The following is a 21,318-nucleotide window of genomic DNA, read 5'->3' as shown; positions in this document are numbered from 1 at the left end:
AGTGAGGTATGTAGATTTGTATAATTGGGAAAATGTGACCGATTATTTTTCAGAAGAGGACAGGCATTATAAGAATACCTATATGGAAATTAATGAAGTATATGATGGAAAAATCGAAGTGAGTTTATTTTCTTCAAAAGAAGGATTATATGAAATATACTTTTCATATGGCATATTATACGGAATTATTTATGTGGATGCAGAAAAGGCTGTTTCAAAACGTGAAGAAATAAAAATCGAACTTGCACAAGAATATCAGAACCATAAGGAGCCAACAAGAGAATTTATAAATTCGTTTTGTGAAAAACATAAAGTGTGTATGCCAAATGACATCCTATTTGATGCATCGGCTCTGTTTGATTTTTGATGTAGTTTATATGAAGATTTTAAAGGGAAAGAGGAATTTTTAGATACCATATTTTAGCCACTCATCAATGATTAAGGGCTGTAATCGGCTATAAATCAGCATTTAGCCGATCGGTACGCAGATTTCATCTACAGTTGAACGGATTTTGCGGTTTAAATAATCCATTCAGCAACCCCTAACCATGATGTATTAAATCTAACCGTCGTTTGACGCTTACGAAAAAAAGTTATAGTCCCAAAATAAACTTCTGCTTTTAAAATAAAGCCCTGCCTTTCTTAAAAAAGTTCTGCTTCGTCCCAAAACCCAAGGATGAAGCCCAAGAGAAAAAGCAAGACTTACGTATTCAACAGGATAGGGATTATGTCTCTAACTTTGATGAGGCAATGTTGAAGTATTTAAGAGGGAAAGATAAAGAGCCAGAATGATGAAAAAATTTGCAGATTCTCTTTTCGAAGCCATTAGAATTCAATTTCATGAGAGAAGGTGTAATCTATAATATATTTAAGCAGCTTTTTATTTTCAAAGGAGACAGTAAGCAATCCGAATATTTATCCATATAATGTGTTTAGTAATAAAGTAGAGAAATCATTATTTTTCAGTCCAATTACAGTATTATATGGCAATAATGCTTCTGGGAAATCTACGATGCTGAATATTATGGCAAATAAGTTGCAGATTGAAGGACAAGAGTACGCTACCAGCAATCAGTATGGAATTATACATTACTTTACAAAGTTCATAGATGAATGCAGTTATACTTTAGGTGAAGATGAAGATGGTTGATGATTTTGTTGAATCAAATGCACTTTATTTGTTGGATGAGCCGGAGGTATCCTTGTCGCCTGCAAATCAAACACAGTTAGCTGAGAAGATAAATGAAATGTCAAGGCTATTGGGATGCCAGTTTATTATTTCTACACATTCACCATTTATGTTAGGGACATTAAATGCAAAAATCTATAATCTTGATTCAAGGGAATTAGAGGTGACAAAATGGACAGAACTCGAGAACGTAAGGTATTTCTATAACTTTTTTGAGAGACACAAGAGTGAGTTTGAATAACACAAATAATTGCCGCCAAGGGACTAATAGTTGCAAGCGGCATCTTTTTTGTATCCTCAAGGCACGTTGAAACGATAATAATGATGACGAAATGTGGTTCGGAGGACAAAAAGTAGACTTTGACCACAAGATGTTGTGGTTTGCAAGCCAAAAATGAACAAAAATCGAAGCAAAAAAGTGCAAATTTTGGCCCGTTTTTTTGGCCGTTTTCATAGATGACAAAGGGTCGTTGGAGAGAAATGACCTCCAAAATTACAATTTCATACAGGAAAATACAAAGGCATCAGGACAGCAAATCTTGATGCCTTTGTATTTATGCTTAGGCTAAATACCGTACTTTCCAGACAAACCCTCTCATGACCATAACGTTCGTAAACCCTCATGCAGCCGCTATTTTTTTGTGCTTACATTATTTCTGCCTTCTCTTTTTGCATTATATAGAGCAATATCAGAGTATTCTACAAGCTTGTCGGCATCTAATGTATCTTCCGGATATGACGAAACGCCTATTGATACAGTCATTTTTATCTCTTGGCCAGTGCTCAAAATAAAACCATGATGCTCAATATTGTTTCTAACGCGTTCAGCAACTTTGACAGCTCGATCTAACGGGCAATCAAGAAGTATAGCTGAAAACTCCTCGCCTCCGTTTCGGGAAACAATATCAAAACTCCGGCAAGTATTTTTGATGATATCGCCTAGTTGTTTTAAGACAAGATCTCCTTCAGTATGCCCGTAAGTGTCATTTACTTTTTTAAAAAAATCAACATCAATAAAAAGAAACGAGAGATTTTCATTTCTTTCATTTGCTTCGTTAATGGCTTTATTTAATAGCGTGTCAAATTGCCTGACATTGTTCAATCCGGTTAAAAAATCTTTCTTAGCGTCATCTTTCATTTGACTATATATCTTGTTCGCTTCAGTAGTATTTTCCAATAAAAAGTATAACAGGAAGGAAGACGCCGCAAATATACCGTAATAAGATATAAGCACATCTTTAAGCACTATTAAGTTTTTTAGTAAAAATGAAAAGCCTATGTCAAACGATTTCAAGGTAAGGGGGTGTGCATTTTTCAGGGGTGTGCATAGCAAATAAATCCATCGGCATAATAAACACTCCCATGAAATACTTATTGATTTAACTCTTCAATAAACTTTTCCCGTACCTTTTCTGCAGCAAAGCACCAACACCAATAAAGCAGGCCAATGCAACAAAGGTTAATATTAGCCCCTGCAAATTATTTTCTTGAGTCTGTGATCCAGCTGAAACCCAAATTAGTGTTCCAGGTATCCTTGACATTCCATATATCAAGAAAAATCGTGAAGCTTTTATAGGAGTCAATCCTGCTATATACACCAGTAAATCCTTGGGGATGAATGGAAGCAGACAAATAATCATGATACCGAATGAGCCTTTAGTTGAGTTAACCAAGTCGCTTATTTTTTTCAATTTATCATGGTGTACCAATTTTGATACAAACTCAGCACCCAAGGTTTTAGAAATAAAGAATGCGCTCATTGTTCCGGCCATAATACCCAGTATCGACAAGCCAAAGCCTATCGGAATACCAAAAACGTAACCTCCAGTGAAATTGAATATATCACCTGGTATCACAACCAGCAAAACATGTAACGCCTGGATAACAACAAATGAGATAAATCCTAAGAACCCTTTAGAAAGAACATATTGTCTTATCGTCTCTGCATCATTTAGTTTGTTTAAAATCCAATCATAATTGCTTAGGATAAATGCCACAATTACTACTGAAAAGATCAGAAGGATAGAGAACTTGATTTTTGTTTTTTTATCAATATCCTGGAGTTTTTTCAACATTTCATTTTACCTTACCGATCCTTTTATTCAAATTCGAAATTTGTCTGTGCCCTTGTACAATCCTTGGCAATAGTAAACGCATCATTAAAATCCGTCTCAATATCGGTGATGCTTTCATATATAATATCAAGCCCCATTAATCTCTTTAAAAAATGCTGTTGCTTTTCCTTTAATGGTAATTCCTCATACCAAGGCTGCCTTTTTTTATCTTTCTTTTGAAAAGAGGAATAAATCAAGTAAAGAAGTAAGTCACCAAAATAAGAATAATCTAGATCATATTTATATAGGTTATTATCTGCAAATCTGGCTAATCCAAAGTCAATAAGATATACATCCTCTTGATCAACGAGAACATTAGGTATCCTTATATCCCTATGGGCCACACCATTTTCATGCAGATATTTGATTATGTTTATGATCTTAATCCCAATATCAAATATTTCCTCATCTGAAAATTTATAATTATACTTAAAAAGCATATCTTTTAGAGTAATTCCAGGTTTCAACTCCAATACAAACGCATAGAATGATTTTTCATTTATCACACCCAGAAGCTCAGGGATTCGATAGTCCCTGAGCTTTGAGAGTATGACTGCCTCATGTGCATTCTTATCTGAATTTCGCGCAAAGATACTAGGTTTGAATCTTTTAAGAACAACCCTTTGTCCATGGTCGTTTTTAGCATGAAAGCACAAGCCGTATCTTCCTTCACCGGCTACTTCCTCAATTGTATATTCCCCGTATTTTTTCCCTCGATGTTTTAATTCACTAAAACATCGCATCAACTCAACCATTCAACTTATTTCCGCAATTGTTACAAAATTTAGCATTGGGTGGCATTTTTCCTCCGCAATTTTGGCAATACAACTCCGTTTTGACCTGTTCACCACAGTTCAGACAAAACTTCGACCCTGCTGGAACCCGGGAATTGCATTTATTACATGCGAGTGTATTTTGCTGAACTGATGATGGATTCTGCTGCCCTTGAGGATAGCCCTGTTGTGGCGGGTAAGGTTGGTTCCCGTAATTATTGTAGTGCCCCCCAGAACCACTTCCCGAACCAAACATATTAAGCAAGTTGCCAAATATACCCTTTTTCTGATAATGATTACTTCCATAATTACCTTGCCTATAGTGATTCCCTTTTGATGATTTTGAAAAAAAACTCATTCTATTACACCTCTTTCAATTGTTTTATTTTACTTGTTTGAAAAATGCTGTCTATTCAAATACCATGAATAGCGATAGGATCAGGGCTATAAGGCCTAAAACTAAAAGCATCGTTTTTATTGGTCTTTGTATAGTTAAATTTGGAAAAGCCTGGCGAAACATTACTTTTATTTGTTTTTGATGCCAAGCAATATGAATCAATACTAATATCACTACTATTATGCCAAGAATAGGATGCAAATCCGAATCCCAACTAACAGCTAATCCCGCCATAAATATAAAGAGTATAGAATCAAGAATGATGTTCTTCCTAACATATCTCAATGCTTTATTATCATCCTTCACCACTCTAAGCCTCCTGCTTGAAAATGACTTTTCGGAAAAGTTTTACCAACTCATACCACAGCACCGCTATACATGAGATTCCAGCCGAAAGCAGCAGTTGCTCTGAAGACAACGGTGCTAATTTCAAAAATCCACTAAGTGGCGTATAAAGCATAATAAGCAGTCCGGCTAAAGTGCCAATGATAACACCCCACATTACTTTATCCTTTATCTGTCTGATAAAAGTTCTAAAGGCAAACTCTGTATTTGAACTGTTTACTTGCACAAGCAGAACATTGGAAAGGAATATAATGCTTAGCCCCATCGTTCTTGCAAGAGGTGCATTTTCCGGATACATATTTATGAAATGGTAGTACGTTGCAAAGGATGCTCCGAATATTACTAAGCCTTGCATTACACTCTTGGATAGCATTGCTGCTGTTAAAAGCTTTTCTTTTGGATTGCGTGGTGGCCTTTGCATAATGTTAGACTCAGCAGGCTGGCGCTCTAATACAATTGAGCAGGTCGGGTCAATTACTAGCTCCAGCAAAACTACATGCAGCGGAAGAAGCAAGAGGCTCGTAGGACTTATCCCCATAAAAGGCGCAAGAAGTGAAGCAAATGCTATAGGTATATGGATAGTAAATACATACCCAACTGCCTTTTTAATGTTGTCATATATCCTTCTGCCATCCTTAATAGTATCAACAATTGTTGAAAAGTTATCATCCAGAAGTATCAGGTCTGCAGCTTCCCTTGAAACCTCCGAGCCACGCTTGCCCATTGCTATTCCAATATCAGCATATTTCAGTGCTGGCGCGTCGTTAACACCATCTCCAGTCATTGCTACCACTTCGCCATTTTCTTTAAAGGCTTTCACAATTCGCATCTTATGTTCAGGAAGAACACGAGAGAAGACGCTAACATCCTTCACTCTTTCTCTCAGCTCGTCGTCACTCATTTCATTGAGTTCGTCACCAGTTATTATATGGTCGCTATTTGGCATATTGATTTGATTTGCTATGGAGCTTGCTGTAATTCCGTTGTCCCCGGTTATCATAACCACTCGAACTCCGGCTTTTGTACAGGTCTTGATATCTTCTTTTACCGATTCTCTCGGCGGATCTGCAAGACCTACCATTCCCAGAAGCTCTAGCTTGCAGTCCAGGAGGGTATCCGGAATTTCATTTTTATTTTGGATAACCATCTGGCCAATCGCAATCACACGAAGACCTTGCTTGGACATTTCGTAAATCTTATCTTCGGCTATTTTTCTTTCGTCGGGAGAAATGTCGCATATTGTAAGAATACGCTCAGGAGAGCCTTTCGCGGCAACTACAATCTCAGTTCCATTCTTCCAGACATGGCCCATCATTTTTAATTCATCAGTGAAGGCATATTCTTTTAGCAGCTGCCCGCTAAAAAGAAGCTCTCTTGAAATCCCCAGTTCTTCACATCGAGCGATCATAGCCTTTTCCATAGGATCGTACGCGTCAGGCTTGCAGCCCATACCCATTATCTTGGATATGTATTTTTCATCGCCTGAGGTGCTGAAGGTTTCTCTAACTGACATTTTGTTTAGTGTTATTGTGCCTGTCTTATCGACACACAGAACAGATACTGCACCTAAGGTTTCAACTGAAGGAAGCCTTCTTACAAGCGATTGTTTTTTTGCAAGCCTCCAAGCACCCATGGACAAGAAAACCGTCAATATAACTGGAAACTCCTCTGGAATCATAGCCATTGCAAGGGTAATTCCTGATAGTATGCTTTCAATAACTCTGCTTTTAATTATGTGATCAGGAATGTTAAAGAATGTAACAACACCAACCAAAACAAACAGCACCGCAGCAATCATACCGCTCAGCTTTACCAATCGGCCTGTCTGCTTCTGAAGAGGTGTATCTCCTATCGGGGCAACAGCGATATCCTTGCCGATCTTTCCATACTCACTAGAAAGTCCGATTTTATCAACTAAAACAGTACCTGTACCCTGTGTAACAAGGGTTCCTGCATAGCAATAATCACGTCGCCAATAATCATTGTTTTCATTAACATAATTATCGCTAGTCACTTTCCAGACACCAAGCGATTCTCCAGTGAGAGAGGATTCGTCAACACATAGCGTACTTGCCCTTACAACAGTTCCGTCTGCCGGAATTTTGACACCTTCCGCTATGAACATGATATCTCCAGGAACCAAATCCACACTGTTGATAATCTTTTCTTCCCCATCACGCAGCACCTTGATACGAGGAGCCGATAAGTCCTTCAATGCCTTCAGTGTCTTATCTGTTTTCCATTCCTGAATTGCTTCAATGCTTATTATCCCGATTACAAATACGAGCATGATTGCTCCGTCTTTTGGCTCTCCAAGTATAAAGTAGACTGCTGCTGCAATGATCAGTAATAAAAACATTGGCTCTGTGATGACTTGAAAGATTTTATGAAATATATTTTCTTTCTTTTCCGGAACTAGCTCATTCTTGCCGTACTGTTCTTGAAGCTTTGTTGCCTCTGAGGTTGTCAGCCCCTTCAGCCTGTTGATCTTTTCATCTGTCATAATAGTTACCTCCAATTTTTCTTGTTATAAGATAGCTCTATGGCATTGCAATCTTCAGATATGTCCCAAAATAGATATAAAAAAAACCTGTGGAACATTTTACTGTCCCACAGGTTGTATTCACCTGCTGCCTAATTAGGCCCAGCCCCATGAACTTTTACAAAGTTCATCGCCTGATCAGATTGTACTGTAGATTTATATGCAGTGCAAAGAGATTATTAAGAGAATACCATGCAAATTATGGCTATGTCAAGTTAAAATACTCATATTCATATAGTTTATAAGTTTTAAGTTACTAATTGTGATTAATCGCTTCAGCATTTTCTCCTTTGTCGCTGACATATTCCTCAGCATTAATTTGAAATTGATTGATAACATACTATTTTTGAAAGCCTATGACAAAGCAACAGCCATTGGCAATGCAGCAATAATGAATGCTATCAATATAGACAATATCCACTTTACCGACCTTCTAATGTTTAACTTTCCTATTAATCCGCATCCTATACCTATGCAAATTGCGGCGACAAAAGCAATAATAGATGATTGGTTTATGCCAAAGTATGCTATACGAAACAGTCCTATTACTAATGACGCAACAATTGCTGACGGAAATGTCGTATATAGCGCCATCATAATTATCGGCAGATTGCGCAAATCAAGATATATATCAGACGTAACATGTACGCTGAAAACCATTAGCAGGCAACCTAGCAACCCCGCCATTAACCCAGTTAATACTTTCCTATGCATTGTTGAAGAAGGTGTTGCAATTTTTTCTCTAAATAATTGGTTACTCAAAGTAATAAACGATATCATGATCGTGGCGTTAAAAAACAATTCTTTCGCAAATTCATACATTTTTCACTTATACCCTTTTGTGTTCTTTGATTTGTTCATCATCATAATTTTATAACATACATATAAGAAAAAATATATCACATTTCGTAACTGCTTTCCATCGCTCTAAAGCAGTTTTTTCTGGCAGATACGTGGTCTTGGTCATGGGCAACACTGATGCCGATCAGTTCTATTATCCGATTTGTCAACACGCCCACGATAAAGGCTATGTTTTCTATATTAGTTAACTTGAATATTCCTGTTATGAGGATATCTTGATGTTTTTATTTTTATTTACAGGCTAAAAATGGAGTGTCTTTTTGGCACTGAGCTAAAAAAATGTGGGCTATGTTTTTCTAAAAACGAAAAGCATAGCCCTTTTTTTATTTCCCTGAAAGCACTGACAACTCAAAAAGATTGGAGGACAACACGATGTCAAATGAAACCATGCGATTCTTTTTTCCTCTGAAGCTCATCACCTATCCTCAGTACGACTGCTCGGAAGATGATCAGGAAGAACTTTCTCCCAGGGAAGCTGTGGCATATGAGGATCAGATTCTCGCTGCCATTGCCAAGGAGAATCGTTTCTTCGAAAACGATCGAGGTCTTGCCGAATATATCCACGACGAAGCTCTCAACAAAAAAGTGTATAGCCTTTATCCATCAGTGGAGGTTGTTGACGGCGAGCTGTGGGGAGTTATGAATGCCGGACTGAAGGAGCCCCTCTCCGGCGAAGAAGTTGCCGCACTCTTGGATTATGTCTCTGGACAAAATTCTGACGGATACGGCGAAGGTTTCGAGCAGCGTCCCATCAAAACTCCTGACGGCGAGATTTACGTCAGTTTTTGGAATCATGAAAACTATTCCCTTAAGCTGGAGAATGAAATGAAAAACAAAGCTCCCGACCTTGAACACGGCGGTCCCGTGATGGGAGGGATGTGATGAGCAAGATATTTTCACTCATCGGTTTGGAAACCAATACCGGCATCCGCGACGTTGCCATCATGGGCGGCATCCCTGAAGTGGAGGACATACAAAGATCGCAGACATATCAGGAGCTGGTAGAGGACTGCGGCTGCTCGGAATATATCTCTGTGGTTGTCCAATCCTTCCGGTATGGACAAGGCCCGCCCGAGCTAGCTGCTCTGGAGGACTTACAGTGGATCGGCTCACACAACGAAATTATTAAAAACGGTGAGGCGGAAAAGCTGCAGACTGCACGCTTCGCTATCCTCTATCCCGACCAGGGATTGCAGATGAACATGTAGCGCTCTTTGGTTTCTACCTGAAACTGAAGGGCGCTTTTTTATTTCAGAAGGAGTTGATCAAATGCAGAAAGAAAAAGTGATGATCGTTACACTCATGCGGTCGGACTTATATGACGCGCCGGGATATGTCGGTGCTTACCTAAACCTTCCCGCCAGCCGGGACGAGATACAGGACGCAATGGATCGCGCCCGGATCAGGGACGGTCTGCCATATCAAATTGTCGAGTGCTTTAATATGCAGGGCGAGGAACTGAACTTCATTCAGGAGAAGCCTTCCCTCGACAAACTAAATTTTTTGGCACACCGCATCAGCGATCTGCCCACGCATGACCTGCTGGCTTTCAACGGGTGTGTGGCGATGGGCGATGAACGGCCGGACATGAAAGCACTCATTAATCTAACTTATAGTCTGGAGGATGTCCATGTGGTTCCCGTGAACAATGATCGGGAGCTCGGAAAATTCTATGTGGACAACGACTTCATCGACGCGGTCAATCATATACCGCCGGAGTATCAGAAGGAACTGCTGGAGCTGCTGGACTATGAGAAAATCGGTTATGAGCAGCGGAAAGCGGAAGGCGGTATATTCAAGAATGGTTATTATGTAGTGCATGGCTCCGGTGTTATGAACCAAATCTATGACGGCGCTCACCTTCCCGATCTCCCGGAGGAAGCACCATATATTTTCAAACTCCAGCTAGCCGAGGCGGATTTTAATATGGAAGATAAGGAACCGGATAAGACTGTGCCGCTTCTCCTGCCGGCTGGAGATAAGAAAATCCTCGCGGCACTGGAGCAGCTGGGTGCGGTATCACTGGAGGAATGTGTGTTTACCCATTGCTCCAGTCCCATTCCGATGCTGGAGCAGGCTTTCTCTTTCAGTGAGGACATTGATAAAATGAATCTCCTTGCCGAACGTATCCGAGAACTGGAGAACGCCGGAGAGCTTCCGAAATTCAAAGCTGCCCTGGAAATCAGCGATTGCTCGGACATCGACCAGGCGTTGGACTTGACCAGAAACCTGGACTGCTATGATTTTAATCCTGACCTATCCTCACCAGAAGAATATGCAAGGCAGGAATTCCTCCTACGCTATCACATTCCGGAAAGCGATCCCGACTTGAAGCTGCTCCACTTTTCACGCTGCGATTCCAAATGGATGCAGGAAGCAAAAGCCATCACTACTCCCTATGGCATCATCCGCCGCAACAACCAGGAAATGACCCTGGACTTTTCCATCAAGCAAACCGGCCAACAGATGCGTTGACCGGCCAACTACATATCGGAACAGAATGGCGCTGTCTTTACAAAAAAGGCAGCGCCTTTTTTGTTTTCCGAGGAAGGAGCTGAAGCTATGAATCATGATTTAAAAACAGAAGAAAAAACAGTCGCGGAGATCACCGGACCTCCGAAGTTTACGATACCTTCCCCGAAGGAGCCTTCCCGCTGCGAGGGCTGTCCTTATCCCGGCGTCGGATTTATCTGCTGGAGTCCCGACGGTTCCTGTTTAAAGACCGACCTGGATCGGATACACGGCAAAAAGAAAGGCAGGTGATGCGATGAACAGCATCATCAGCTGGGTGGGCGGCAAGAAAGCATTGCGGGATCTCATTTACCAAAGGATGCCTAAGGAATACGGGCGGTATGTCGAAGTCTTCGGCGGCGGAGGCTGGGTGCTGTTTGGGCGTCCCCTGAACGCGGTCATGGAGGTGTACAACGATTATAATTCCGACCTGACGAATCTGTTCCGCTGTGTCCGTGACCAGCCGATGGCGTTCCTGACGGAACTGGGATTCCTTCCATTAAACGGCCGCGACGAGTTTATGGTCCTAAAACGATATCTGGAGAAGGAGGAATTCACCAGCGAATTTATGCTGAAGGAACTGGAGCTGGCTCAGCGGCAGCTGACTCCGATCCAGTTCGAGGAAATCAAAACCATCCTCATTGAGAAGGCACAGATGAATGACATCAAACGCGCCGCTGCCTTCTTTAAGCTCATACGCTACAGTTACGGAAGCGGCTGTACCAGCTACGGCTGCCAGCCCTTCGATATCCGTAAGACCTTTCATCTGCTCTGGCAGGGCAGCCGAAGATTAAAGGATACCGTCATCGAGAATAAGGACTTCGAGGATGTAATCAAGCAATACGACCGGGAGAACGCCTTTATCTACTGCGACCCGCCGTACTATTTGACAGAAGGTCACTATGCGGTGGAATTTCTCAAGGAGGATCACTACCGTCTGCGGGATGCGCTGGCAGGTTGTCAGGGCAAGTGTCTGGTAAGCTACAACGACTGTGAATTCATACGGGAGCTATATCAGGACTTCCAGATTGAATCGGTCAGCCGCCTGAACAATCTGGCCCAGCGTTATGATAACGGCAGCGAGTATGCCGAAGTCCTGATCTCCAACTACGACACCGGCGAACGGCTGCGGGATATGCCGACCCAGCTGGGGCTCTTCGACCTTGCCGGATTTTATGGCATGGAATAACTATTCAAAAATCAAATTTAGGAGGAAAACCATTATGAAACTGATTGAAAAACGTATTTGCGTAGACAAGGAAGGCCGCCTGCCGTTGCCCATGGAATTCATCAACGCGGCGGCTATCCAGCCAGACTCAGAGATGACCGTGACCCTGGCGATTTCAGAGGAAGGACTGCTTCCCTGCCCGGTGATGGTCGTCTCGCCAGATACCCCGGTAACCTTTGCATTCGCTCCGGACTGTGACGAGGATGAGGAACCGGAGGACGGTGAAGCGGAGGATGACTTCGCGCTTCCTCATGAGCTTTTAAACGCCGCAGGCATTCCCATCGACAGCGATCTGGACGTCACCTGTGTTCCCGGCGCCATCATCATCAAGGAGTCGGATATCCTGAACCGCCTGCCGGATGGTCTTAAGACCCTGTTCCAATCCTTCGGCGTCCACCCCGAAACCGTTCGGGAGGTCATGAAAAAGGAGGGCTATTTCGTATGAAAGCAAAACCGATTTACAAGATCATGGACGGCAAAGGCCGCGTCCTCATCCCCAAGGAGCTCCGCACAGCCTCCGGCATGGACTACGGCGATATCGTCAAGGTCGGCGTCAGCCAGGGAACCGTCAGCGTGAAGAAGGTCGATCTCATTGAGGTGGGCGACATGTCGCCGGAGGCAGTGGAAGCTTATGTCCATGCCGCCATCCGGGAGATGCCGGAGGAAAAGCAGATTTCCATTGCCGCAAAGCTCCTGGAACTCGTTGAGCAGAGGAAGGGACAACGACATGAGTGATAAGACCCTATTAACACAGGAGGATTGCCGGCAGGTCGGTTATGACATGTCCATCGCGGGAAAAGTGATTGTTCTTCACTCCTCCGCACTGCCGGAGGAATACCGAAACGCGGAACGGCAGCTCTATTTCTGCACCGGAGGCAACGGCAGCAATCCCTATCCCATTGGCCGTTCCATTTTCACTGTCTCTCTTGCGGATGGCGAACATGTCCGCTGGAACCGGAGCGACGTCTTCGGTATCGCAAAACCGGAAGCCCTCTCTGAGAAGGCCCGCCTCCAGCTCTCTCAAATCCGGCCCATCGGCGCACTGGATTTAAAGGGCAACGAGCCGCAGTTCAGCGGCTACTGCTACCTGCCGGACGGCCGCTACACCTCCGGCGTATGGCTGTGCAGCTCCAAGGAGGTACAGGATTACATCGAGATGCAGAAGGACTACCAGCACAGGATCATGATCTGTGACCGCGATGACTTCTGCGTTTTTGAAATGGTAGAGGGAAAGGTCATCTACCCCACGCAGGAGATACTGGATGCACACCGCGATGGGCAGGAGCCGGGAGGCATGGAGCTGAAGCTATGAAAATATTAAGGACTTAAAGCCGGAATCAAGAATATGATTCCGGCTTTTTCACAATCAAATTTAAAAGGAAGAGAGGTATGAAAAATTTATGAACCTGAAAGACAAAAGGAAATGTATCCTCGCGGTATTTCTTCTGGCAGTGCTGCTGGTGACCAGCGGCTTTTATATTGCCTATCGCCTGCATCCTGAACTGTTCATAGGGCAGAACGATATCATCACCCGCGGGGAATTTGCCGCGGAACTGGCAAAGGAGCTGAAGCTGGACACCACCGGATCGGAAAAAGACACGCCCAGCTTTCCCGACATCGACGGACATTGGGCGGAGAAGTACATCGAGGCCCTCGTTGACACCGGCATCATTGACCCTGCCGATTACCCGGACGGCTTCAAACCCGACGAGCCCATCACCCGCGCCGAGATCATTAAAATGATGGTGCGGGCCAAGGGCCAGGACGAGGAAGCGAAAAACACCCAAGGACACAGCGGCTACGATGACCAGTCGGATATCGCGGACGATAACAAGGGCTATGTCATTGTTGGAAAGGAGGATGGTATCATCGGGGATACGGAGGATAACAAGCTCCATCCGAACGACCCGGTGACCAAAGGAGAAGCCGATGACATGTTTGACAAGGCCGACCCGAAACCAGCAACACCGACACCATCCCCAACAACCCCGGCAACCGATACCACTACGCCGACACCGATACCGACGCCTACCGACCCGGATAAGGAACAGCCGACACCAACCCCGTCTCCGACCCCGACACCGACACCCACGCCGGGCGGTGGTTCAGGCGGCGGCTCCTATTATGTCCCGGATGCACAGGTGCGGTTTGACCTGCCCGAAACTGCACACACCGATACTGAGATCAAGGTGATGCCCGTGTGGAAATATATGCAGAGCTTCACCTGGACAATGACGAAAACAGCGGTGGACGGCTCTGAACAGCCGGTGGAGTTGGCAGACGCCGTCACCGGCAGCTTGGGACTGGAGGGCGGTACAATCCAGTTTAAGGAGGAAGGCAAATACACTCTCACGGCAACGGCGAAAAACGCCAGAGGAAAAGAAACGGTCTTAAGCAAAACTGTGACGGTCTATCCCGTGATTGACCTGACCTTTGACCTGCCGGAAACTACTCACACTGACAAGTCGGTCACCCTTACCTTCCTGCTGGAAAAGCTATACGACCACGACATCATGTGGACGGCAGAAAAGGACAGAGAAGCCGTCCAGACTACAGACATACTGGATGGTACGCTGGGGAATGACGGCGGCATCTTTGTTTTCAAGACCAAGGGCGGCTATAAGCTGACCGCCACCATAACCGATGAAACCGGGCGCATTTTTACGCATACAGAGAGCACCAAGGTTTACCCGATAGTCGGTATTGCTTTCACGCTGCCCGCTGCTTCCCATACGGACAAAACCGTGGAGGTAGCCACCACGCTGACTGAAAACGGCGGCCTGTCTGTAGTGTGGAGCCTGACCAAGAATGGTGAAGCCGCTGTGCTATCCGACGAGCTGGAGGGCGCCCTGACCGATGCGGGAGGAAACATCCGGTTCAAGGACAAGGGCGTGTACATGCTGACCGGAACCCTCACCGATGAAACCGGCCGTACCTTCGAAGCCTCACAGACCGTCACGGTCTACCCTGTGGGTTCCGTTGGTTTCTATCTGCCGGAGATCGCGCATACCGATACGAGTGTTCTTGTAAAGGCAACATTCCAGAATCTTGGGACTGCCGAAATCCAGTGGTCGCTGGCAAAAGACGGCGAAGCCGTACCTGTTGCCGACTGCATCGAAGGAACGCTCACGGATACAAACAGCACCATCAGGCTTAAGGAAAAGGGCGAATATGTGCTGAAAGCCGCCTTTGCCGACCCTGCAGGCAGAACCTACAGCTATACCGCACCCATCAAGGTCTATCCTGTACCCAGCATCACTTACAAGCTGCCGCAAACCGCCCACACCGATACCGCTGTTTCTGTGATTCCAGAAACCTTGGAATTAGGGAACTTAAAAGTGGAATGGCTGTTGGAGAACGGCTTCGGATTCCAGGATCTTGCGACCTACATCAACGGGACTCTGGACAACAACGGCGGAACCATCCGCTTTAAACACGCCGGAACCTATGAGCTCATTGCAAGGATCACCGATGAAACCGGGCGTGTGTTCCTCTATGAGGATGGCGGTAAGATCGAAGTCCTGCCGGTTCTGAATATTTCCTTCGAGCTGCCGGCATCGACGCATACCGACCGCACCGTTGACCTTCGGACCCGCGGCAACAACAACGTGCTACCGGTGGAATGGACGCTCACAAAGGATGGCAAGCCGGCAGAGCTCACCGACGCGCTGGAGGGCAGCCTGAACGCTTACGGCGGCAAAATCCAGTTCAAGGATGTTGGAGAATACACCCTGACGGCCTCCATGACGGACGCCCTGGGCCGGGTGTTCTCTTACAGCTCCTCCACCACAGTCTATCCCATCCCGTCCGTTCTGCTGAATTTCCCGCAGACCTGGTATGTCGGAGAAGCAGGAACGGTCAGCGTCAGCGGTACCGATCTGGATAACCTCACCGCAGACTGGACGGTCATTCAGGGCGACGGCGGTACACAGCCCTATAACATTTATACCTCCGGAACCCTGACGAAAACAGGCGGGACTATAACCTTCCCGACAAAAGGACAATACACGCTGATTCTCACAATGACAGACCCCACCGGCCGCACCTTTGTACGAAGCCAGAGCTTTATCGTCTTTCCCATCCCAACGATGTCAATCAGCCTCCCGCAGACCTGGCATGCCGGCGAAGCAGGAACGGTCAGCATCAGCGGAACCGATCTAGAAAACCTCACCGAGGGATGGACTATTAAGCAAGGAAATGGAGATACAAAGCCTTATTCCACTTACGCTGCAGGCACTTTGACCAAGGAGGGCGGCACGATCACCTTCCCGGCAAAGGGGCAGTATGAACTTATCCTCACGATGACGGATACCAACGGCCGCTCCTTCACGGAAAGCCGGAGCCTCACGGTGTATCCCATCCCGACCATGAGCATCAGCATCCCGCAGCCCTGGTACGCTGGGGAAGCCGGGACTGTCAGCGTCAGCGGTACCGATCTGGATAACCTCACCGCAGACTGGACGATCATTCAGGGCAATGGCGAAGCAAAGCCGTATTCAGCCTATGCGACCGGGACATTGACCAAGGATGGTGGATCGATCACCTTCCCCACGAAGGGGCAGTATGAACTTATCCTGACCATGACGGACCCCACCGGCCGCACGTTTACGAGAAGCCGGAGCTTCACAATATCCCCCATCCCGACTATGAGCATCAGCATCCCGTCGCTGACCTACAGCGGCGAATCCTTGGCAGTTACTGCCTCCGGTACCGAGCTGAGCGGAGTCACGGCAGACTGGTACCTTTCCGTCGATGGGGGTGCTTTTACGCCCTACACGGATTATGCCACCGGAACCCTTGGAATGAGTGGCGGCACCCTACGGTTCAATACGGATAAAACCATTTCCGTGAAGCTGCAGGCAGTAGTCACCGACACCAACGGGCGAAAATTCACCTTTACCTCCAATGCCGGAACAATCAAGCCCATCGCCAGCTTTGCTTTTACGGTTCCTTCCTCTGCACATATCGGTTCCGGATTCAGCGTGTCGTTACCATCGACCTCCGGGCTGGAGGGCAGAACCCTCAACTGGTCGCTGATCAGGGACGGCAGCACGGCCAGTTACACAGGAAGTCTGTCAAACAGCGGCGGCACCATTGCCATCAGCGCCACAGGAAGCTATGTCCTGACGGCCGGCACCACTGACAGCGCAGGCAGAACCTTCAGCTACTCGCAGGGCATCACCATCACCAACAGCGCGCCAAACAAGCCTTCAGGAAGCGCCTCGGTAACCAGAACAGCCAAGGATGGTAATCTCCTGGTCAACCTCTATGCCTACGCTTCCGACCCGGACGGGGATTCCGTTACCCTGGAATACTCCGGAAACACCTCCGACAGCTACTATGCTGTGGGCAACCATACAGTCTATGTCCGGGCAAAGGATGCCTGGGGGCTTTATTCCGACTGGACTGCCATCTCCTTCACCGTGACCAACTCGGCGCCGACCACACCCGTCATTACCCGAACGCCGGATGGCAACAGTATAGCTCCCGGCGTAGCAATCACTATCACGGCAAGCAGCACCGACCCGGACGGCGACGCCATAACCTATGTGTGGGAGGGCAGGCCGGCACAGACCAGTACCGCCTATCCATTGGGCAAGAATGTGGTGCGCGTCAAGGCGGTGGACTCCACCGGAGCTGAATCACCCTGGGCGGCTATTGTGTTCTTCGTTGCTGACCCCAACCATGGAGGCGGCATGACGTTGACCGGACCGGAATCGGTCATCCTGGAGCAAGGCATCGCAGGAGCGACCATCACCAGCTATACCTTTACAGTGCCGCCGGTTGACGGGCACAGCGGTCAGGATTACGGCCGCGTCCGCGGGTACAACGTCCTGACCGGGCAGTGGGACCAACTGGATTACCAGACCACCACCAACGGCATCACCTTTAGCCGTACTCTAGCGGCCGGAATCTACAGCCAGTTGGAGTTCTACTACTACACGAACCATACGTGCATGTATAACAAGTCAAACATCACCTATTCCGTTACGTTCTATTTCCAGTAACTCGGCGGAATTTACGGAAAACAGAAAAGGAGGAATCACCAATGAGCGCTGAAAACCGGAGGCTTTGTCTGCGCCCCGCTTCGATTGAGGAAGCGGGGCTGTTCTATTCTCAGGATGCGAAAGATGCTGAGCTTGGCACGGTCGGACATATGCGCGTGGACTTTGGGCATGACGGCAGGGAGTTCTGGTCAACCTGGTGGCCGCACAACGAAGACGCGCTGAATACACCGGAATTCAAGTCGGAGCTTCAGTCCTTCGTGGATGAGCTCCGCAAAACCGGACCATTGAGAGATCTTTCGGCAATGTCAGAATATTGCTGCGGCCATGGTGACGGCAGGCTGGGTGACGGCTCCAGAGGAAGCTACGGGTTTGTTGCCGAAAGCGAGCATTACCGTTATTGCCTGCGGTGTACGCCGATCCAGGGCGATTACAATGCCTATCTATATATCTACGACAAGCGTCAGCAGGATATGAACAAGCTTCAAAAGCTCCTGGATACAGAACAGGATTTACCGGAAATGTGTTTTTCCACCCTGTCCAGTGATGGGAGCCTGATCTGCATCAAGCATGGCGAAACCGGCTACTACAAATCGGATTGGGATACCGGCGATCCGGTAAAGAACCGAGAGCTGGCCGATTACAACAACGAAAAGCTGGGAGTTTCTAAACTGCAGGAGGAAGCCATGGTCATCAAATCCATGACCGGATGGACTTCTCAGGAGTCTGCATCCCAGGAATCCGGCATGGAGCAGACAATGGGAGGAATGTGACGCAAGGAGGTGCTATATGAACGGAATCCAAATCAAAAACAACCGCATTCTCTACTATGGCAATACGGCGGGCTATCTTGACACCAAACGGGCAACGGCCATAGTGGACCCGATGTTTGAAAACGATGAGCTGAAATCTTATCTTTCAAACACCAAAGGGCTTAACATTGAGTGGAGGCCCGGTACCTTTGACCGTCTGGCGACGGGTAAGCTCGACCCGGAGGGCAACCTGCAGGTGCTGAAGAAATGCAGGGTGCATCAGCTGAAGCCGGATGCCGATATTATGATGAAATTCATCGGATACGACGAACTCACGGAGCGCTTCGGGGAGCCTGACCCTTCCAATTACCAAGTGGTATACGACGGCGAAGTGGAAACCAACGATCTGGAGGAACTCTATGCTAAATTCAACCTGGACCACCCGCCCAGCTACGAAGGGCACAGCCTCTCTATGTCGGACGTCGTGGAGCTGTATGATGAATCGGGCAACTCCTTCCACTATGTCGACCGCTTCGGCTTCCGGGAGATACCGTTTCAGGAATCGGGACAAGAGTTGGAGCAAGGCCCGCAGATGAGTATGTAACCCAAGTCACTCGCAGCCGGAAGGCTGCTTTATTAATGAAAAGGAGGAATCGACCATGAGTAAAACCCAGGCAGCACCCAAGGCTCCCCAGCAGGATGCACAGACCGCCGCGGAACAGCCCCTGCCCATGAAGGTAGATGTGAAAATCAGCTCCATCCGGCCGGAGGGCAATATCCGTGCTATCGCATCCGTCAATCTGAATGACTGCTTTGCCATCCGCAACGTGAAGGTGATGGACAGCACTAAGGGGCTGTTTGTAGCCATGCCCAGCTACAAGGCCGGAAGCGGTGAATACAAGGACATCTGCTTCCCGGTAACCAAGGAATTCCGGGAGCAGCTGAACAACGTCGTCATTGACGCTTACCATCAGGCTCTGACGCAGAGCCAGGGACAGAACCAGCAGAAGGCGGAAGTATCCCCTTTTGAACAAACGCCGGAGCAGCGCTCCGGCATGCAGATGACGGGACTATAGGTCCCGCCATCCTTGTCACACAACAACTACAACAAAAATATCGGAGGTAAATTAATATGAAGAAATTCCTGAACAAGATCAAGAGAAACCTGTCCAACATGGCGGTCAATATCCGTGACCATCTGACTTTGAAGTATCTCACGGCAAAGACCCTGCTCTGCTCCCAGCGCGGGGAGGGATTTGTGGATACCGCCATAAAAATCCTAATGGCCGTTGTAATCGGCGCGCTTGTCCTCGCCGGGCTCTATGCCCTGTTCGGAGAAACGGTGCTTTTTTCTTCACGGTATAAACACGATAGAAAGTGCTACGCTTAAACAGTCCCCTTTCCTTTTGGAAGGAGGGGGAGTTTGGGGGGAGGAAAACTTTTCTCAATAAGGTTTCCTCCCTCTCCCTCTCATCATATGCAAACCAAACCAAAATTCAAATATGAAAGGAAGATCATCCATGAAAAACTTTATCAACTCTATCAAGGGCAAATCCTTTGAGATGGCAGTAAGAACAAGGCGGATATTAATGGATAAACGCGGCGAAGGCTTTGTGGATACGGCAATTAAAATTTTAATTGCTGTTGTCATCGGCGCTTTGCTCCTCGCCGGGCTTTATGCTCTCTTTGGCGAAATGATTATGCCGGAATTACGCGACCGTATTCAAGACATGTTCAACTATGGCGGTTAAGAGCATCCTTTTCTTGTGAAACACAGGGCATGCTATACTTTTTCTGAGCAGGCAAAAAATAATCCGCCTGGTCAGAAAGGGGTCATGTCATGAAAAATGATAAGAAAAGGTTCAAGCTTGTGCGCTTTGCCTTTGAAACACAGTCCGGCGGAATGGTTTACAGGCATATGATTACCGACTATCAGATTCCTCTGTTTGAGATCAATCAATGGATCGAGAGCAGGAGCCTTCAAAATGCCAATACCGGAAAAGAGTACGCCAAAAAGCTGGTGGTGTACCTGAATTATCTCCATAGTATCGGCGTGGAGTACGATACCGCCACCAACAGGCATGTGAAAAGCTTTATTCACTATCTGCTTTATGGAGGTCTTGAGGAACTCAAGCTGAAATTCCTTGAAACGGAGGTTGTCTGCGCCACAGCCGGCAGGTACCTGACAGCCATTACCGAGATGTACAAATGGCTTGCCAACAATTACGAAACCAACATCACGTTTCAAACCAAAACAGATACATACAGGGCGCGGAAATCCTTCCTGTATGGCCAAATTTATTCCTGCGACTACCAGTATATTCTTGACAGCAGCCTGCCGCGGCAAAAGTCCCGCCGGGAATATATCAAGTGGTATTCGGAGGCGGAAAAGGATGCGCTGTGCAGCCATTTTGAAACGCTGCGGGATGAGGCGGTATTCCGCATTACGCTGGAGGGCTTCCGGATCGATGAAGTGCTGAGTATGCGGCTCCAGCACTATGATCCGGTGGAACAAACCATCCGGCCCTCACGTTCCAAGGGGAAACAAAGCGCCCGGTCAGGCCGGGACAATCCCCTTAGAGTGGTTGTGCTGCCCGCAGA

Annotated in this window: 22 protein-coding genes, 2 pseudogenes and 1 riboswitch; of the genes and pseudogenes, 17 read left to right on the top strand and 7 right to left on the bottom strand. The window is 46.7% G+C overall.

The genetic code is table 11. From position 1 onward, the window contains the following. Window positions 1–16: 16 nt before the first annotated feature. Entirely contained in the window at window positions 17–367 is a 351-nt protein-coding gene (locus K364_RS0105175) for a hypothetical protein (protein WP_028307133.1), read from the top strand. 492 nt (window positions 368–859) lie between these two features. Beyond that, window positions 860–1,430 (top strand): annotated as a pseudogene (locus tag K364_RS27835) (AAA family ATPase). A gap of 390 nt (window positions 1,431–1,820) precedes the next feature. Here the strand turns inward: K364_RS27835 and K364_RS22900 are convergent. The 7 genes from K364_RS22900 to K364_RS27825 form a co-directional block, all read right to left on the bottom strand. Beyond that, on the bottom strand, window positions 1,821–2,327 hold the full coding sequence (locus K364_RS22900) for a GGDEF domain-containing protein (RefSeq protein WP_126309279.1): 507 nt from the start codon (window positions 2,325–2,327) through the stop codon (window positions 1,821–1,823). Window positions 2,328–2,568: 241 nt separating this feature from the next. Further along, window positions 2,569–3,264, bottom strand: a complete 696-nt coding sequence (locus K364_RS22895) for a TVP38/TMEM64 family protein (RefSeq protein ID WP_051533815.1) — start codon at window positions 3,262–3,264, stop codon at window positions 2,569–2,571. 23 nt (window positions 3,265–3,287) lie between these two features. Next, window positions 3,288–4,058 (bottom strand): protein kinase family protein, encoded by a 771-nt coding sequence (locus tag K364_RS22890; protein WP_197723828.1) that lies wholly within the window; start codon window positions 4,056–4,058, stop codon window positions 3,288–3,290. Continuing rightward, on the bottom strand, window positions 4,051–4,332 hold the full coding sequence (locus tag K364_RS27830) for a zinc-ribbon domain-containing protein (RefSeq protein ID WP_242841661.1): 282 nt from the start codon (window positions 4,330–4,332) through the stop codon (window positions 4,051–4,053). Before K364_RS27830 ends, K364_RS22890 begins: the two co-directional genes overlap by 8 nt. 153 nt (window positions 4,333–4,485) lie before the next feature. Beyond that, entirely contained in the window at window positions 4,486–4,779 is a 294-nt protein-coding gene (locus K364_RS0105140) for a hypothetical protein (RefSeq protein WP_126309280.1), read from the bottom strand. Window positions 4,780–4,783: 4 nt separating this feature from the next. Continuing rightward, window positions 4,784–7,321, bottom strand: coding sequence for a cation-translocating P-type ATPase (locus K364_RS0105135; protein WP_028307128.1), 2,538 nt, complete (start codon window positions 7,319–7,321; stop codon window positions 4,784–4,786). A gap of 100 nt (window positions 7,322–7,421) precedes the next feature. Beyond that, a riboswitch (NiCo riboswitch) is annotated at window positions 7,422–7,512 on the bottom strand. A 202-nt stretch (window positions 7,513–7,714) separates the two neighbouring features. Then, entirely contained in the window at window positions 7,715–8,047 is a 333-nt protein-coding gene (locus K364_RS27825) for a LytS/YhcK type 5TM receptor domain-containing protein (RefSeq protein WP_416338607.1), read from the bottom strand. Between the two features lie 546 nt (window positions 8,048–8,593). Here K364_RS27825 and K364_RS0105125 point away from each other — a divergent pair. The 15 genes and pseudogenes from K364_RS0105125 to K364_RS0105055 all read left to right on the top strand — a co-directional run. Beyond that, window positions 8,594–9,103 carry a hypothetical protein gene (locus K364_RS0105125; RefSeq protein ID WP_028307126.1) on the top strand — a complete coding sequence of 170 codons (510 nt, stop codon included), beginning with the start codon at window positions 8,594–8,596 and terminating at the stop codon, window positions 9,101–9,103. Continuing rightward, on the top strand, window positions 9,103–9,429 hold the full coding sequence (locus K364_RS0105120; protein ID WP_028307125.1) for a hypothetical protein: 327 nt from the start codon (window positions 9,103–9,105) through the stop codon (window positions 9,427–9,429). The genes K364_RS0105125 and K364_RS0105120 overlap by 1 nt, the downstream gene beginning before the upstream one ends. 61 nt (window positions 9,430–9,490) lie before the next feature. Continuing rightward, window positions 9,491–10,696: an antirestriction protein ArdA gene (locus K364_RS0105115; RefSeq protein ID WP_028307124.1), complete on the top strand. Its 1,206-nt coding sequence runs from the start codon at window positions 9,491–9,493 to the stop codon at window positions 10,694–10,696. An 87-nt stretch (window positions 10,697–10,783) separates the two neighbouring features. Beyond that, the gene (locus K364_RS27820; protein WP_028307123.1) at window positions 10,784–10,984 is read left to right on the top strand and encodes a hypothetical protein; all 201 of its coding nucleotides are present in this window, start codon (window positions 10,784–10,786) and stop codon (window positions 10,982–10,984) included. Window positions 10,985–10,988: 4 nt separating this feature from the next. Then, the gene (locus K364_RS0105105) at window positions 10,989–11,921 is read left to right on the top strand and encodes a DNA adenine methylase (RefSeq protein ID WP_028307122.1); all 933 of its coding nucleotides are present in this window, start codon (window positions 10,989–10,991) and stop codon (window positions 11,919–11,921) included. Window positions 11,922–11,955: 34 nt separating this feature from the next. After that, complete coding sequence (locus K364_RS0105100; protein ID WP_028307121.1) at window positions 11,956–12,405, top strand: hypothetical protein; 450 nt, start codon at window positions 11,956–11,958, stop codon at window positions 12,403–12,405. Then, a complete protein-coding gene (locus K364_RS0105095; protein WP_028307120.1) occupies window positions 12,402–12,695 on the top strand; it encodes a division/cell wall cluster transcriptional repressor MraZ in 294 nt (97 codons plus the stop codon). Before K364_RS0105100 ends, K364_RS0105095 begins: the two co-directional genes overlap by 4 nt. Then, complete coding sequence (locus K364_RS0105090; RefSeq protein WP_028307119.1) at window positions 12,688–13,272, top strand: hypothetical protein; 585 nt, start codon at window positions 12,688–12,690, stop codon at window positions 13,270–13,272. The genes K364_RS0105095 and K364_RS0105090 overlap by 8 nt, the downstream gene beginning before the upstream one ends. An 88-nt stretch (window positions 13,273–13,360) precedes the next feature. Further along, a complete protein-coding gene (locus tag K364_RS0105085) occupies window positions 13,361–17,968 on the top strand; it encodes an S-layer homology domain-containing protein (protein WP_028307118.1) in 4,608 nt (1,535 codons plus the stop codon). 41 nt (window positions 17,969–18,009) lie between these two features. After that, a complete protein-coding gene (locus K364_RS0105080; protein ID WP_028307117.1) occupies window positions 18,010–18,738 on the top strand; it encodes a hypothetical protein in 729 nt (242 codons plus the stop codon). A 16-nt stretch (window positions 18,739–18,754) separates the two neighbouring features. After that, window positions 18,755–19,321 carry a YodL domain-containing protein gene (locus tag K364_RS0105075; protein WP_028307116.1) on the top strand — a complete coding sequence of 189 codons (567 nt, stop codon included), beginning with the start codon at window positions 18,755–18,757 and terminating at the stop codon, window positions 19,319–19,321. 55 nt (window positions 19,322–19,376) lie between these two features. Beyond that, window positions 19,377–19,793: a SpoVG family protein gene (locus tag K364_RS0105070; RefSeq protein ID WP_028307115.1), complete on the top strand. Its 417-nt coding sequence runs from the start codon at window positions 19,377–19,379 to the stop codon at window positions 19,791–19,793. A 98-nt stretch (window positions 19,794–19,891) separates the two neighbouring features. Further along, entirely contained in the window at window positions 19,892–20,107 is a 216-nt protein-coding gene (locus tag K364_RS0105065; RefSeq protein WP_242841660.1) for a DUF6133 family protein, read from the top strand. 130 nt (window positions 20,108–20,237) lie between these two features. Beyond that, complete coding sequence (locus K364_RS0105060; protein WP_028306881.1) at window positions 20,238–20,468, top strand: DUF6133 family protein; 231 nt, start codon at window positions 20,238–20,240, stop codon at window positions 20,466–20,468. A gap of 89 nt (window positions 20,469–20,557) precedes the next feature. After that, window positions 20,558–21,318 (top strand): annotated as a pseudogene (locus K364_RS0105055) (tyrosine-type recombinase/integrase); the annotation flags it as partial.

Origin of the sequence: Desulfitibacter alkalitolerans DSM 16504 (assembly GCF_000620305.1) — a bacterium.
GTDB classification, from domain to species: domain Bacteria; phylum Bacillota; class DSM-16504; order Desulfitibacterales; family Desulfitibacteraceae; genus Desulfitibacter; species Desulfitibacter alkalitolerans.
The sequence above is the reverse complement of the archived record's forward strand: the minus strand, read 5'-3'. Positions and strand labels throughout refer to the sequence as shown.